Origin of the sequence: Streptomyces sp. NPDC008092, from assembly GCF_042957285.1 — a bacterium.
Taxonomy (GTDB): domain Bacteria; phylum Actinomycetota; class Actinomycetes; order Streptomycetales; family Streptomycetaceae; genus Streptomyces.
Genome location: NZ_JBIBHY010000019.1, coordinates 163,818 through 178,321 on the forward strand (window position 1 = coordinate 163,818; position 14,504 = coordinate 178,321).

The 14,504-nt window shown below is 73.0% G+C and carries 10 protein-coding genes; 2 read left to right on the forward strand and 8 right to left on the reverse strand.

Features of this window, described 5'->3' with window-relative positions:
• Positions 1-63: 63 nt before the first annotated feature.
• The 5 genes from ACFZB3_RS43510 to ACFZB3_RS43530 form a co-directional block, all read right to left on the reverse strand.
• Positions 64-1,317 (reverse strand): hypothetical protein, encoded by a 1,254-nt coding sequence (locus ACFZB3_RS43510; protein ID WP_391387697.1) that lies wholly within the window; start codon positions 1,315-1,317, stop codon positions 64-66.
• Between the two features lie 363 nt (positions 1,318-1,680).
• Positions 1,681-3,003, reverse strand: coding sequence for an MFS transporter (locus tag ACFZB3_RS43515; protein WP_391387700.1), 1,323 nt, complete (start codon positions 3,001-3,003; stop codon positions 1,681-1,683).
• Positions 3,000-4,217 (reverse strand): alanine racemase, encoded by a 1,218-nt coding sequence (locus ACFZB3_RS43520; protein WP_391387703.1) that lies wholly within the window; start codon positions 4,215-4,217, stop codon positions 3,000-3,002. The genes ACFZB3_RS43515 and ACFZB3_RS43520 overlap by 4 nt, the downstream gene beginning before the upstream one ends.
• Positions 4,214-5,947 carry an IucA/IucC family protein gene (locus tag ACFZB3_RS43525; protein ID WP_391387706.1) on the reverse strand — a complete coding sequence of 578 codons (1,734 nt, stop codon included), beginning with the start codon at positions 5,945-5,947 and terminating at the stop codon, positions 4,214-4,216. The genes ACFZB3_RS43520 and ACFZB3_RS43525 overlap by 4 nt, the downstream gene beginning before the upstream one ends.
• Positions 5,944-7,617: an IucA/IucC family protein gene (locus ACFZB3_RS43530; RefSeq protein WP_391387709.1), complete on the reverse strand. Its 1,674-nt coding sequence runs from the start codon at positions 7,615-7,617 to the stop codon at positions 5,944-5,946. Before ACFZB3_RS43530 ends, ACFZB3_RS43525 begins: the two co-directional genes overlap by 4 nt.
• 537 nt (positions 7,618-8,154) lie before the next feature.
• Here ACFZB3_RS43530 and ACFZB3_RS43535 point away from each other — a divergent pair.
• Together ACFZB3_RS43535 and ACFZB3_RS43540 are read left to right on the forward strand one after the other, a co-directional pair.
• On the forward strand, positions 8,155-8,916 hold the full coding sequence (locus ACFZB3_RS43535) for a winged helix-turn-helix domain-containing protein (RefSeq protein WP_391387713.1): 762 nt from the start codon (positions 8,155-8,157) through the stop codon (positions 8,914-8,916).
• Positions 8,913-10,406, forward strand: a complete 1,494-nt coding sequence (locus ACFZB3_RS43540; RefSeq protein WP_391387716.1) for an ATP-binding protein — start codon at positions 8,913-8,915, stop codon at positions 10,404-10,406. Before ACFZB3_RS43535 ends, ACFZB3_RS43540 begins: the two co-directional genes overlap by 4 nt.
• A gap of 108 nt (positions 10,407-10,514) precedes the next feature.
• Here ACFZB3_RS43540 and ACFZB3_RS43545 read toward each other — a convergent pair whose 3' ends face one another.
• The 3 genes from ACFZB3_RS43545 to ACFZB3_RS43555 form a co-directional block, all read right to left on the reverse strand.
• A complete protein-coding gene (locus tag ACFZB3_RS43545; RefSeq protein WP_391387858.1) occupies positions 10,515-12,266 on the reverse strand; it encodes a hypothetical protein in 1,752 nt (583 codons plus the stop codon).
• A gap of 268 nt (positions 12,267-12,534) precedes the next feature.
• Positions 12,535-13,197 carry a response regulator gene (locus ACFZB3_RS43550; protein WP_391387719.1) on the reverse strand — a complete coding sequence of 221 codons (663 nt, stop codon included), beginning with the start codon at positions 13,195-13,197 and terminating at the stop codon, positions 12,535-12,537.
• The gene (locus ACFZB3_RS43555) at positions 13,194-14,357 is read right to left on the reverse strand and encodes a histidine kinase (RefSeq protein ID WP_391387724.1); all 1,164 of its coding nucleotides are present in this window, start codon (positions 14,355-14,357) and stop codon (positions 13,194-13,196) included. The genes ACFZB3_RS43550 and ACFZB3_RS43555 overlap by 4 nt, the downstream gene beginning before the upstream one ends.
• Positions 14,358-14,504 lie beyond the last annotated feature (147 nt).

Below are 14,504 nucleotides of genomic sequence, written 5' to 3' on the forward strand. Positions count from 1 at the left end.
GGACCGGACCGCCGACCGCCCCGGCGCCAGGGATGCGCCGGGGCGGTCCGTCGTCGGGCTCGGTCAGCCGAGCGAGGTGAGAAGGGTGTCGAGTGCCTTGACCTCGGTGGCCTTGTCGGGGTTCGGTGCCCGCAGCGCCGTCAGGACCTGGTCGATCTCGCCGTCGAGGAAGTGCCAGGACTGTCCGCTCTTGGGCTCAAGGGCGGACTGGTCCTTGTCCCAGGCGGTCTCCAGGTCGGTCACCCGGGCCGTCGCGGCCGACTGGTCGCCCGCGTTCAGCTTTGCCAGGGTGTCGGCGGCGATCGTGCGGAACTTCGCGATCTCGGCCGGCGGGAACGGAGACGTCGCCTGCTCCGGGGTGAGGTGGGCGGTCACGGGTGCGGGGCTGTCCTCCTCGCTGGCCGCGGCCGCGTGGGGCTGGTGGTGCGCCCAGACGAGCAGCGCCGCGGTCGCCACCGCGACGACGGCGTAGTAGCCGAGCATGATCCGCTCGCGGGCCGGGTTCAGCGCCTGCGGGGCATGAGCGACAGCGTCGGTCTCGATGACGTCGCTGCGGCTGACCGTGAGGTACACGACCGTGGCGAGGATCGCGCCCAGGAAGATCACGCTGGTCACCGCGGTGCCGAGACCCAGGCCGCCGTCGCCGCTGGGCGAGCCGAGCCAGTCGCCGAGGTTGGCGCCGAGCGGGCGGGTGAGGATGTAGGCCAGCCAGAAGGAGAGCACCGCGTTGGCGCCGAGGCGCCATCCGAGGACGATCGCGACGATCAGCCCGAGCGGCAGGAACACGGAGACGCCCGCGGTCCAGCCGGTCAGTTCCAGGGTCCAGTCGCCGGTCGCGGTGCCGAGGGCGAAGGTGACCAGGACCGCGAGCCAGTAGAAGAGCTCACGGGGACGGGTGGTGATGGTGTGGACCGACAGGGTCCGCTCGCGGGCGTACCAGATCCCGAAGACAACGGCCAGGAGGCCGGCGAAGACGCTGCTGCTCAACGCGAGGGGGACGCCCTGGCTGTCGGTGAGGATGTCCGTGTAGAGGGTGCCGGTCACGCTCACCACCACGACGGCGAGCCAGTACACGAACGGGACGTAGCGTTTGGTGCTGAGTTGCCAGCCCATGACGCCTGCCAGCACCACGGTGAAGATCAACGCCGTGTTGATCAGGCCGACGCCGAGGTTCATGTTGATCCAGTCGGCGAAGCTTTCACCGACCGTGGTGCAGAGAATCTTGATGATCCAGAACCAGATCGTGACCTCGGGAACCTTGTTCAGCATCTGCCTGGCAGGCGTCCGAACATCCTCGGGCGTCGTCGCAGTTGTCATGTAGTCCTCGCATGGAACGAGCGGCAGCGCGGAGGGGTGTCCCTCACGTCTGCGCAACGGTGATTGTCTGGAAATGCATGGCCAAGCGCGTTCTCGGAGTCGCCTGGTCACCGGCCTGCGGGCATGGACCGCTGTGCAAGCGCCCGAATTCTCGGCGGTAATTCCAGGAAATGCGTCTCCGGATTCGATCTCCGCGGCGCAAGAAGAGACGAGCCCGCCCCGGCCGGTTTTCCGCCGGGGCGCCGCTGATCGCGCCGGCGGGCGCCGGCCTCTGAAGCCACCGGATTATCGGATGTTTCCCGGGTCATGGTGCTCGACTGTGCCAGCCGGAACCTGAACACATCCTGACTGCCGCCGGGCGGATCACTCGCCCCGCGACCGGAGAAGTTCCGTGTGCGCGCTCCGGCCGCCCTCCGCGGCCGGGCCCGTCGTCCCGCGCCCCCGGTGCGGCCGGTGCCGCTGGGTGTTCCAGGCCTGGAGGGCGAGTGCGGAGGCCGCCGAGATGACACCGCCGAGGACCAGGGCGGAGCGGGGGCCGAGCGCGTCGGAGACGACGCCGACGAGGGGGGCGCCGACGGGGGTGCCGCCCAGGAGGACCAGGAAGTAGACCGACAGCACCCGCCCCCGCAGGTGCGGGTCGACGTGCAGCTGGGTCAGGGCGTTGGCGGTCGTGGTGACGATCACCGCGGCGAAGCCGACGGGGACCAGCAGGGCCGTGAACGTGCCGTAGCCGGGCATCAGGCCCAGCGCGGCCTCCAGTACGCCGAAGGCGACCGTTGCCGTGATCAGACGTCGTGCGGTGGGCGGCTGCTTCCCGTTGGCCGCGAGGAGCGCGCCGAGCAGGCCGCCCCCGGCATAGGCGGCGGAGAGGCAGCCGAAGGCCGCCGCGCCGGAGTGGAAGACGGTGACGGCCACGAGGGAGATGGTGACCTGGAAGTTGAGTCCGAAGGTGCCGACGAAGGCGACGAGCGTGACCGGCAGCAGCAGTTCCGGTGTGCCGGCGATGTGGCGGAAGGCGTCGGTCAGGCGCGTGCGGCCGGGCCGGTCTCGGCCGGGGTGGCGGACTCCACCGGACGGAACGGTGGCCAGCCCGTACAGGACCGCCAGGTAGGAGACCGCGTTGATCAGGAACACCGGACCGGTACCGACGGCGGCCACGGTCAGCCCCGCGGCGGCAGGGCCGAGGATGCGGGCGACGTTGAACTGGGCGGAGTTCAGGCTGACGGCGGCGGCCACCTGGTCGCGGGCGACCAGGTCCGGTATGAGCGCGTTGCGGGCGGGACCGTCCACGGCGGTGGCGGTGCCCAGGGCCACCGCCAGGGCGTAGACGGCGGGCAGGCTCACCGTGCCGGTGACGGTCAGGAGGCCGAGCAGCAGGGACTGCGCCGCCATGGTGGTCTGGGTGATCAGCAGCAGCCTGCGCCGGGGGCAGCGGTCGGCGAGGACTCCCCCGGTGAGGCCGAACAGGGTCTGGGGCAGGAACTGCAGCGCGGTCACGATGCCGACCGCGCTGCCGCTGCCGCCGGTCAGCCGCAGGACCAGCAGGTCCTGGGCGGCTCGCTGCATCCAGGTGCCGATGTTGGAGGTCAGCTGGCCGAGCAGGTACCGGCGGAAGACCCGGACGGTGAGGGTGGCGAGGACCGTGCCGTCCCTTGCTCCGCGTGGCGGGCGGCACTGCACGCTCATGCCGGCCGGCCCGCGTGCGCGTCCGCGTCCCCGACGGGCGCGTCCAGGTCGTCGATGTGGTGGAAGGCCGGGTGGGGGTGCATGAGGAACGCGTGGTGGGAGATGTTCCACGCGTAGGCGCCGGCCATGGCGAACGCGATCCGGTCGCCGGTCCGCAGCCGGTCGACCATGACGCGCCGGGCCAGGACGTCCTTGGGGGTGCAGAGCTGACCGACCAGTGTCACCGGCTCGCCGCGCACCTCCGGACGGGTCCAGGGGTGGTGCCAGGACGGGTCCGGGACGATCTCGAAGGGCTGGTCGTGCTGTTTCGCGGCCGGGGTGCGCAGGTGGTGGGTCCCGCCGCGCAGGACCGCGAACGCCTGGCCGCGGCTGCGTTTGACGTCCAGGACTTGCGTGACGTACCAGCCGCAGTAGGCCGTGACCGAGCGGCCGGGTTCGATCCGCAGCGTGACATGGGGGTGGCGCTCCAGCGTCCGGCACAGCCCGACACCGAACGCGGCCCAGTCGAAGACCTCGTCGGGACGGGCGTAGTCGACGCCCATCCCGCCGCCGATGTTGACCTCGGCGAGCGCGATTCCCTGCTGGTGGGCCCAGCGGTCCGCCCAGGCCATGACCTGGCCGACGAGGGCCAGGTGAGCGCGCGCGTCGAGGCCGCTGGCCACGTGGACGTGCAGGCCGCGCAGCCGGATACGGCCGTCGGCCGCGATGATCCGCAGGCACGGGTCCAGCTGGGCGGGGTCAAGACCGAAGGGGCTGGGACAGCCGCCCATGACCAGGGAGACCGAACGGAGCAGCACGGGCACGTTGACGCGCAGCAGCACGTCGGCCGTGCGGTCGCCCAGCAGCGTCGTCAGCGTGCGCAGTTCGTGTTCGCTCTCCACGTGCAGGCGCTCCACGCCCGCGTCCAGGACCTCGGCCAGTTCCGCCGGGGTCTTGCCGGGGCCGCCGAAGGCGATCCGCGCTTCGGGGAGGAGGCCGCGGACGTGGTGGAGTTCGCCGCCGGACGCGACCTCGAACCCGTCGACGTGCCCGGCCAGGGCCCGCAGGAGGCGGGGGTCCGAGTTGGCCTTCACCGCATAGAACAGTTCGACGCGGCGGGGCAGCGCGGCCCGGACGGCGCGGACGTGCTCGCGCAGGCCGGGCAGGTCGTACAGGTAGGCGGGCAGGTCGTCGTCGGCCAGCCGGCCGACGTGGTGCGCAAGCGCGGGCCTCACGGCGTCACCTCGCGGGGGAAGTCCGCGCCGAGCGGGCTGGGCAGGGGGACGTAGCGGGCCTGCCGGTCGGCCTGGCGCGACCAGCGCAGCAGGAGGTTGGCCTTGGCGGGCAGCGGGACGCCGGAGAGCAGGGCACGCAGCCGGGGCGGTGCGCCGGCGCCGCGGGCGTAGGCGTCGACACGGTCACGGACCAGGCCCCACAGCGCGGGTTCCAGCGCCGGCCGGAGGTCGGCCAGGGCGGCGAGCACCTCGGCGACATGGTTGACCAGCAGGCAGTACGCGACCCGGTTCCAGCCGCGCTCGGCGTCGTAGGTCAAAGGCCCGCGGACGTCCTCCGGCAGCGTGGCCAGGAACCGCTCGTGATGGCCGGGCAGGAGCTTGGTGCCCTCCAGGTCGCGGAACAGCATCTGTGCGGGCATGCCGTCCGCCCGGACCCCGACGACGACGTTCTGCAGGTGCGGTTCCAGGACGATGCCGTGTTCGAAGTACGCGGCCAGCACGGGTGGCAGCAGCAGTCCGAGATACGCCTCCCACCAGGCCAGGGGGTCTGCGTCGGCGCGGGCCAGCAGGTGGGAGACGTGCGCCCGGCTGGTGGGGTACTCGTCCGCGATCGCGGCGGCCAGCAGCGGCGTCACGCCCGGCCGGAGGTGGGGTCGCAGGCCGGCGCGCACGATGACGCCGAACCCCTCGGCCAGGTCGGTGTCGCCGCCGGCGGCGAGCGTGCGGTAGCCGGGCTCGGCGAGCAGTGCGCAGCCGGGGAAGCGGTCGGCGAGCCGGGTCATGACGGGCTGGACCAGCCGGTTCAGGGCAACGGCCCCCGACAGTTCGTAACCGGCGTTCTTGCGCAGGCAGTTGGTGATACGGACGTTCAGGCTGAACTTCAGGAAGGTGTCCGCGTCCGGCTGGTAGAGCGTACGCACCGACGCGGTGGGCACCCATTCGGGCCCGCCGATGCCCCCGTCCACGACGGCGCCCTCCGCCATCGCCGCGCGCAGCCCCGGGTGGCCGCGCAGCAGCCGGAACTGCCAGGGATGCACCGGGAGCGTCACGAAGTCCGGGTCCACCGGCGGCCCCAGCCTGTCCAGCTCCTCCGGCTCCCCCTCCTCCCGGACCAGTTCGCGGCGTACGGCCAGGTGGCGCAGGCGGATGCGGGCCCCGGTCTCCGGTCCGTACGCCAGCCAGTCCGCCGGGTCGCCGCTGCGGGCCTTGGGCGTGGGGTGGAAGCGGTGTCCGAACACCAGCGCCTGCTCCGAAGCCAGATAGAGATCCGGACAGCGGTCCGGGACGAGGTCCGGGACGAGGTCCGGTTGCGGCGCCCGGGCGCGGTGTTCCAGGGTGGCGCGGATGGTCTCGTGGCTGTCGGTGACCTGCTCCAGGAACTCGTCGTTGGCGGTGCCGGTGCGCAGTTCCAGTTCCTCCCGGACGTAGCCGGCCAGTTCCCGCCAGCCGACGGTGGCCCATGCGGCCTCGTGGAGCCTCTGGACGGGGCCCTGGAAGCGGTGGGCGCCGATCATCGAGACCCGGCGGAGCCGGGCCCGCAGCAGAAGGCCGCGGTGGGGCAGGCGCAGCAGGAGGTGGCCGTGGTCGACGGTCACCTGGTGCTCGGGGGCGGACACCTCACGGACGAGGCAGTTGAGCAGGGTGTGGGCGGTGACGGCGTCGGCGGTCAGGTCCGGCTGACCGGCCGGCGCCGCGGTGCCGGCGCCGGGCGCGAGGGCGAAGGTGGTCACAGGGTGGCTCCAGTGCGTCGGAAGGGGCGGTACCGGGCGAGGGGGTTGGGGACGGGAATCCACTGGGCCTTGCCGGAGTCGTCGGCCAGCCGCATCGCGACGGTGGCCTTCAACGGCAGGGTGTCGCCGAAGAAGACGGCCGCGTCGCCGTGGTCCGGCAGTTCGGCGTACGCCCGGCGGCCGGCCTCGGCCACCGTCTCCCACAGCGTCCCGGGGTCGACGGCACGGGTGCGGGCGACGACGTCGGCCAGTTCGCTGAAGACCCCGCTGAGCAGCGCGCCGAACAGCTTGCCGCGCAGCGCGTCCGGGTCGTCGCCCGCCCGGGTGCCGGCCAGGGGCGGCAGGGTGAATCCGCAGGCGGCCAGCCTGCGCGGGCTGACCCGGACCCCGTCCAGGTCCCGGTAGAGCACCCGCACCGGCTGCCCGTCCCGCAGGACGACCAGGGTGTTCTGGCCGTGCGCCTCCAGCGCCACCCCCATGGACAGCAGGGTCAGCGCGGGCGGCAGCACCAGCGCGGCGAAGTCCCGCAGCCAGCGCACCGGATCGCCCGCCATGACGGCGGCGCCGGTCGCGTGCACCGCCGTCAGCGGGACGGCGATCTCGCCGTCGCCGAGGTGGGAGTCGGTGGACTCCCTGAGCATCGCGGCCAGGCTGCCGGAGGCTCGCCCGCCCACCCGGACCGCGCCGCCGCCCAGCTCCCGGAGCACCCGCAGGTTCTCGCCGAACCCGGCTTTGTCGACGACGGCCGAGACCAGCTCCGACAGCGCCGGCCCGTCGGCCACCTCCGCCGGCGAGATGGTCCTCCGGTAGTTGGTGACCTGGACGTCGAGGGCGGTCTTGACGTGGCAGCCGGGCAGTTCGGCCACCGGTGCGAGCGTGCGCAGCGACAGCAGCGGCCGGGCCGCGATCGTCCGCCCCGTCACGGCGAGGTCGCGGTGGCGCGCCAGTACGTGGTCCCGCTGCCAGGGGTGGACCGGGACCAGGAACGTGTCGCCGTCCCGCAGCTCCGCCGGCCAGGTGCCCGCGCTCTGCCAGCGGTCGGCCGGGACGGGCAGCAGGGCCAGTCGGACCACCGGGTGGTGCTCGGGCGCGTAGGCCAGGACCTCGGCGACGGACATGCCGGTACGGGTGCGGCAGCACGGGTGCTGCGGGTGGCCGTCGACCACCGCCTGCTCCGCGTCGGCGGAGTCGCGCGGCCTGCCGGGCCCGCCGGGGTTCGCGGCGCGGGCCAGCGCGAGGTTGACGACGCTGTTGTCCAGCTCGGCGGCGAGCCGGTCCGCGGCCGGACCGGCCGGCCCCAGCAGGGCGAGGAGCTGCGCCGGTCCGCGAACGGGCCCGTCGGGTCCCGACACGGTGAAGTCCTCGGGTGCCCGGGCGAACCGCCGGGCCCACATGTCGGGCGCCGTGAGCCGGTCGCCGTTGCGCAGGGTCACGACCAGGGTGTCCGCCTCGCGGTGCCGGACGGTCACGCCGGGCAGCGGCTCCCGGGCGAGGGCGCCCCACAGCCGTCCCAGGACGGTGGCCCGCGCGCCGGGGAAGGCCGCCGCGAACGGCTCGGCCAGCTCCGGGCGCACCCGCCGCAGTTCGTCGATCGTCGCCTCGGGCGTCCCCTCACCCCTTCCGTGGCGGAGCGGAGGACTCGTGGATGTGTCGGGGGTACCTGAAGGCATGGCGGATTCCCGGAAGTCGAGTGGTTTTTCCAGCACGCGGCGGACCTGGACCGGACCGCATGCCGGACACTACGGGAACGTGTCCAAGCGCCAATCAAGCGGAAATACAGGCGCTTTCCATAAACCCCGGCACCGAAAACCGTGAAACGCCCGAGAATCAGGTCCACGCACGAGTTCTGCCGCAGCCTCTCGGCGGCGGCACAACAAGGGCCCCACCGCACAGAGCAGCCATGCCCGTCACGCGGTAGGCACAGGTCACGGGCCACTTCCGGCTGTCCGCAGCAGGCGCTCCCATGGAATCACGGCGACCCCGGTGTCCTGTTTCTTAACCGTCTCCTAACCGGAAGCTGGCAGCACACTGGATGTCCTGGCGCGGCTCCTCCTCCGCACGTACGCCATCCAGCTGAATTCCGCGCGAACGCCTCGGCGGGCTCGTGCGTGCCGCCGTCACATGAGAAACCCGAAGGGTCACTGATACGAGGGAACGGAACGGCGGTTGCACAGCGCGGCGGGGCTGCTTTTTGTGAGCCTGTCGGCATGCATCTGCTGCTGATCGAGGACGACGACCGGGTGGCCGGGCCCCTGCTGGAGGGACTGGGCCGTTTCGGGTTCACCGTGGAACACGCGCGCACCGGCGCCGACGGGCTGTCCGCCGCGGAGCCGGCGATGGTGCTCCTGGACCTGGGGCTCCCCGACATGGACGGCATCGACGTCTGCCGGGAGCTGCGCGCCCGCTCCGCGGTCCCGATCATCATGATCACCGCGCGGGACTCCGAGGCCGACCGGGTGCTCGGTCTGGAACTGGGCGCGGACGACTACGTGTCGAAGCCGTTCGGGGTCCGGGAGCTGGTGGCACGGATCCGGGCCGTGGCCCGGCGGACCCGGGCCGTGCCCGGCACCGCGGGTGACCCGGTGGCGGGAGCCCCGGGCGGCCGGGACCCGGCCGGCGAGACCGGCGCCCAGCGGATCGGTCCCCTCAGCGTCGATCTCCGCACCCGTCAGGTGCACGTGGGCCGGGTGCCGATCACCCTGGCTCCCAAGGAGTTCTCCCTGCTCGTCTGCCTCGCCGAGGATCCGGGTGCCGTCTTCTCCCGCCAGCAGATCCTCGACACGGTGTGGGAGCCGGACTACTTCGGCCCCACCAAGACCCTCGACGTGCACATCGCCGCCCTGCGCCGCAAGCTGGGCGACCCCTCCTGGATCGAGAACATCCGCGGCATCGGGTTCCGTCTCGTCCCGCCCACCGGCCCCGGCCCGGCCCCGGCCGTGGCCGACCGGCCCCGCAGAGGCGCCCGGTGACCCGCCGTCTGCTGCTCAGCTACCTCAGCCTGATGGCACTGGTCCTGCTGGCCCTGGAAGTCCCCTTCGGCTTCGTCTACGCCCGCAACGAGCTGAACCGCTTCTCCCACACCGCGGAGCTGAGCGCGGTCACCCTCGCCTCCGTGTGCGAGGAGAAACTCGAACACGGGCGGGCGTCGGACCTGCCGGAATTCGCCCGCGACTACGCCCGGCGCACCGGCAGCAGCGTGACCATCACCGACCGGGGCGGCACGGTCCTCACCGACTCCGCCGACGCCACCGCCGTGGGCACGGACCTCGCCGCCCAGCCGGACATCGCCACCGCCCTCCACGACCGGCCCGCCACCGGTATCCGCGACGACCTCGTCCCGGGCGTCAAGGTCCTGTTCGCCACCGTGCCGGGCGGGTCGGGCGACACCGTCCCGTGCGTCGTCCGGACCCTCTACCCGCTCGCCCCGATCGCCCAGAAGGTGCATGCCACCTGGGCCGCGCTCGGCGCGGTCGGCCTGGCCGTGCTGGCGGTGGTCGCGCTGGTCGGTTTCGCGCTGGCCCGCTGGATCACCCGCCCGCTGCGGGCTCTGGAGCGCGCCACGACGCAACTCGCCGACGGCCGTCTGACCGACCCCCCGGCCACCGACCGCGGACCGCCCGAACTGCGCCGGGTGACGGCCACGTTCACCCGCACGGCCACCCGGCTGCAGCACCTGCTGCACGCCCAGCAGGCCTTCGCCTCCGAGGCGTCGCACCAGCTCAAGACGCCCCTGACCTCGCTGCGCCTGCGTCTGGAGAACTTCGAGCCCCACCTCGCCGCCTGCGCCCAGGACAGTCTCGGCGACGCCATCGACGAGGTCGCCCGCCTCAGCCGCATGGTCCAGGGGCTGCTCGCCCTCGCCCGGCTGGAGAACTCGGCGATCACCCCGGAGGCCGTGGACCTCGACGCCGTCGTCGCCGACCGCGCGGCGATCTGGACGGCGTTCGCCGGCGATCAGCGTGTCGGCATCACGGTGGCCGGGCCCCGGGTCGGCCGGGTGTGGGCCGTCGCGGGCGCGCTCGAACAGATCCTCGACAACCTGCTGTCCAACGCCCTGTACGTCTCTCCGCCCGGCACCACGATCACCCTGGCGACCGCCACCGCGGCCACGGACGACGGCCGCACGGTCGAACTCCACGTCGTCGACCAGGGCCCCGGTATGACCGCGACCGACAGGCAACGGGCCTTCGACCGCTTCTGGCGGGCCGCCGACGCCCGCCACGACGGCACCGGCCTGGGCCTTTCCATGGTTCAGCGGCTCACCCAGGCCGGCGGCGGAGACGTCGCCCTGAACGCGGCGCCGGGCGGCGGCCTGGACGCCGTCGTCACGCTGCGGCCGGTGCCGGCGGTCCGCGCCCGGACCCACGCGGCGGCCCATCGCAAGCTCCCGCCACTGCGCGGCAACGGCACGACGGGCAACCGGCCGGTCGCCGGGACCGCCTCGGGCGCGGAGCCGTGACGGCCGGCGATGCGGCCGGGGGGTGAGGCTCCGGCGGAGCTGTCCGGACGGCCCTGGGCATGCCGCACGAGCGGCATGCTCCCTGCACCGGCGCGGAAGAAGGCCGCCCTACCGGAGGGCCGGAGTGGCGGCCGGGATGCGGGCGGAAGTGATCGTCATCGGCGTGCCGGTGACCGCGATGAGGTAGCTCCCCGGCCCGTGGCCACCGGGCATCGCGCGGAATCCGCCCTGGGGCTCCACCCGATAGTCCGCGGTGGCGTGCGCGGCCAGCACGGCGGGGCCCGAGGCGATCGTCCACCAGTTGGAGGCGCCCTGGCCGGTGCGGCTCGCGAAGTGCGGTTCGAGTGCCGTACCGGTGGTGTTGACGGCCCGGACGTCGATGGTGGTGACACCGACGTGTGACCCGTGCCTGGCGAAGCGCGGCGCGAGGCTCATGCGCAGCGGCGGCGGGCTCGCGGCGGCGATCACGACGCAGGCGAGGGCGGGAGCGAGCAACCCGGCCGCGACGGCGGTCCTGGCCCGGCGGCCGGTGATCCGGGGCAGCCGCGGCTGCCAGGCGGTGGCGAACGCGGTGGCCGGGACGGTGGCGGCGGCCGCCAGCCACAGCGGGGTCATCATCAGGAAGTAGCCGTCCTGGGAGCGCGTGGCCAGGTAGAAGGCGAGCCAGGGCAGGACGGTGAGGGCCGGGCCCAGCCGCCGGACGAACAGGAGCGCGGCCGCGAGCAGGCCGAGCAGGAGCAGCTGGCTGCCGTAGGAGTAGTAGTCGAGGCGGCTGCTGCCGTCGGTGAAGTAGTAGGAGATGCCCATCACGCCCTGGCCGTGCAGGATCGCCTTCTGCTCCAGGGGCAGCAGGATCCCGTTCAGCCAGGCCGGGAAGTCCTGGACGGCGAAGTACGCGTTGGCGGCGGACCAGGTGAGGGCGGCGGTGGCCGTGTAGCGGGCGGTGACCGCCAGCGCGCGCCGGGGGCCGAGTTCGCCGCGCCGGACGGCGTACAGGCCGATCAGGAGGAACGGCGCGAGGAACCAGGCGAGTTGCTGGGCGGCACAGGCGGCGCCCAGACAGGCCGCCCGCAGTACGCCCCTCGGCCCGAGGTGGCCGCCCTCGCCCGTGCGGGGCCAGCGGACCACGACGGGGACGAGCAGGGCGAGGGCCGTGATGGCCGGGTAGCCGGAGTACGCGTAGTGCGGCAGGAAGCCGAAACCGAGGCAGACGGCCGTGGCCGCGGACCGCCAGGGCGCCGGCAGCAGGAACCACAGCAGGACCGAGGCGGCGAGCAGCGCGACGGTGGGGACCAGGGTGGCGGCCGCCGTCGAGTGCAGGACGGCGTACACCGGTGCGGCGAGCAGGGCGGTCAGCGGCGGATAGCCGTACGTGTAGTCGGCGCCGCCGGACATGGTCTTGGTGATCCCGACGCCGTGCAGGGCGAACAGCCAGGGCCACGACCGGCCGTAGACCGGCTGGCCGTGCAGTATCTGGCTCGCGGCCTGGACGGTCAGCACGCCCTCGTCGCTGCCCGCGTGGTCGAGCAGCCAGCCGCAGATCACCAGGGTGACGGCGGTGGCCAGTACGGCCGCGTCGACCCTGGTCAGCGCCCGTCGGCCGCGGACGAGAAGGCAGAGGACGGCGCAGCCGAGGATGGCGGCGTAGCAGACGGAGATGACGCCGGCGACCGCCGGGCGCGACGCCATCGCGGTCGTCCAGGCGGCGCGCGTGCCGATGAACAGGCTGATCGTGGCCACCAGGGTCATGCCCCGGTGCCATTGCTGGGGTCCGGCGTCCGGGGCGCCGAGGGCCGGCGCCCGGTTCGGGGGCGGTGCCGCCAGGTGCGTCGCGGGACGACGACGGGTCTCGACGCCCATTCCGCCCCGATGGGTGTCAGCCAAGGACTGTCTCCTCTGTCTCACCTCCGCCGGACGGCAGCCTCGTGTGCCGGGTCGGAGGTCGGTCCGGCCGCCCGTGCGCGGGATTCACGCATCCGCCGTTCAGGGCAGGGACGAATGAACGACCCGGTTCGATCATCTACAGTTCACCTGACGTCTACAAGCCTGTAGTCGGTAAGCGGATCGCGTGAAATCACCTGCCGGGTAAGGCGTCCGTCTCTTACCGCCGCCCGGCGGGCGTGAGCGGTCAGGCTCCGTGCGGGCGCAGTCGGTGCTCGTAGGCGAAGATCACGACCTGCACCCGGTCCCGGAGCTGGAGCTTGGCCAGGATGCGCGTGATGTGGGTCTTCACGGTGGCCTCGGTGAGGTGGAGGTGCTGGGCGATCTCCGCGTTCGTGAGGCCGGTGGCGATGAGGTGGAAGACGTCCCGTTCTCTGGCCGTCAGCTGGGCGAACAGCGCCCCGGCCGCCTCGTCGCGGGGCCAGGGCGCGGCCTTGGCGAAGCGGTCCACGAGGTCGCGGGTGATGCGCGGGGTGAGTACCGCGTCGCCGCAGGCGACGGCCCGGATCGCCTCGTGCAGCACGGCCGGGACGACGTCTTTGAGGAGAAACCCGCAGGCTCCAGCCCGAAGCCCCTCGAACGCGTACTCGTCGAGGTCGAAGGTGGTCAGGATGAGGACGCGGCACGGCGAGGCGCCCGTGATCCGACGGGTCGCCTCGATGCCGTCCATCACGGGCATGCGGACGTCCATGAGAGCCACGTCCGGCGCCGTCCGCCGGACGAGGTCGACGGCCTGCCGGCCGTCGGCGGCCTCCCCTACGACGGTGATGTCCGGCATGGTGCCGAGCAGGCTGCGGAACGCCATGCGGACGAGCGCCTGGTCGTCGGCGAGGAGGACCTTGATGGTCATCGCGGCTCGCTCAGCTTCAGTTCGCCGGAGACCGTCCAGCCCGTGGCGGTGGGTCCCACGGTCAGGTTGCCGTCGAACATCGCGATGCGCTCCCGCATCCCGGTCAGACCGTTGCCGGGGCGGGTGTCCGTGCGCGGGCGGGGGACCGGTCTGCCGTCGTCGGTGACGGTGAAGGCGACCCTGGAGGGATCGCGGTCCAGGGTGATGTCGACCTTGGACGCCTCCGTCGCGTGTTTGACGACGTTCGTGAGTGATTCCTGCACGATCCGGAACAGCGTGGTCTGCACCTCCGCGTCCAACTGCTGCTCGGTGCCGGTCTCGGTGAGCCGGACGTCCAGGCCGGTGCGGCGGGTTTCGTCCACCAGGGTCTCGAGCGAGCCCAGGTCCGGCTGCGGTGCCCGGTCGGCCCCGTCCTCCGCCCGCAGGACCCCGAGCAGGCGGCGCATGCCGGTCAGGGACTGCCGGCCGGTCGAGGCGGCCTGGAGCATCTTGTCGCGGGCGCCGCCCGGATCGGTCGCCGTCGTGGCGGCGGCGGCCTCGGCGAGGGCGACGACGACCACCAGCCCGTGGGCGACGATGTCGTGCATCTCCCGTGCGATACGGGTGCGTTCGGCCGCCGCGGCGAGCCGGGACTGCTGGGCGCGCTCCTGCTCCAGCCGTTGGGCACGGTCCTCCACGGAGAGCAGGTAGCGGCTCTGGGCCCGCACGGTCGTACCGAGGAAGAAGGCCGCCGCGGCCAGGCCGGTGAGCACCACGACGACGTCGTTGACGCTGCCCGGCGGCCCGAACCGCACCGCCACCACTCCGGCACCGGCCGCGACGGCGAGTGCCGCGCTCAGCGAATACCGCAGGCCGCGCTCGGCGGCGACGGTGTACAGGGCGACGAGGACGGCAAGCTCGGCGAGCGAGACAGTGCCCAGGGCCCAGGTCAGCACCGCCACCGCCCAGCAGCACCAGAAGACGGCGACCGGTGCCCGGCGGCGCAGCGCGAGCGGCGCGATCACCGCCGCCGCCAGCGTCCAGTCCACCGCACCGGCCCGGTTGTAGAGCAGTTCGTGGACCGCGACGGCGGCGCAGACGAGGGGCGGCCCGAACACCAGCAGGGGCGCGAGGGCCGGCCGGTGCACACGCTCCAGGAATTCCGGGCCGATCGAAATCACTCTCCCGAGGCTACGGGACACCCGCGCCCGGGACATCAACCGAAGGTCGTACACCTGCGGAAAGTAGCGACCATCGGCTGACGCGCCACTCCCACCGGAATTCCTAACCTCGCCGGAAGAACGCCCCGGGAAACGTCACCCCGAAAT

Coding starts and splice junctions, on each gene's coding strand:
- ACFZB3_RS43510 (WP_391387697.1), bottom strand. CDS start 1,317: ATGACAACTGCGACGACGCCCGAGGATGTTCGGACGCCTGCCAGGCAG.
- ACFZB3_RS43515 (WP_391387700.1), bottom strand. CDS start 3,003: ATGAGCGTGCAGTGCCGCCCGCCACGCGGAGCAAGGGACGGCACGGTC.
- ACFZB3_RS43530 (WP_391387709.1), bottom strand. CDS start 7,617: ATGCCTTCAGGTACCCCCGACACATCCACGAGTCCTCCGCTCCGCCAC.
- ACFZB3_RS43535 (WP_391387713.1), top strand. CDS start 8,155: ATGCATCTGCTGCTGATCGAGGACGACGACCGGGTGGCCGGGCCCCTG.
- ACFZB3_RS43545 (WP_391387858.1), bottom strand. CDS start 12,266: ATGGGCGTCGAGACCCGTCGTCGTCCCGCGACGCACCTGGCGGCACCG.
- ACFZB3_RS43550 (WP_391387719.1), bottom strand. CDS start 13,197: ATGACCATCAAGGTCCTCCTCGCCGACGACCAGGCGCTCGTCCGCATG.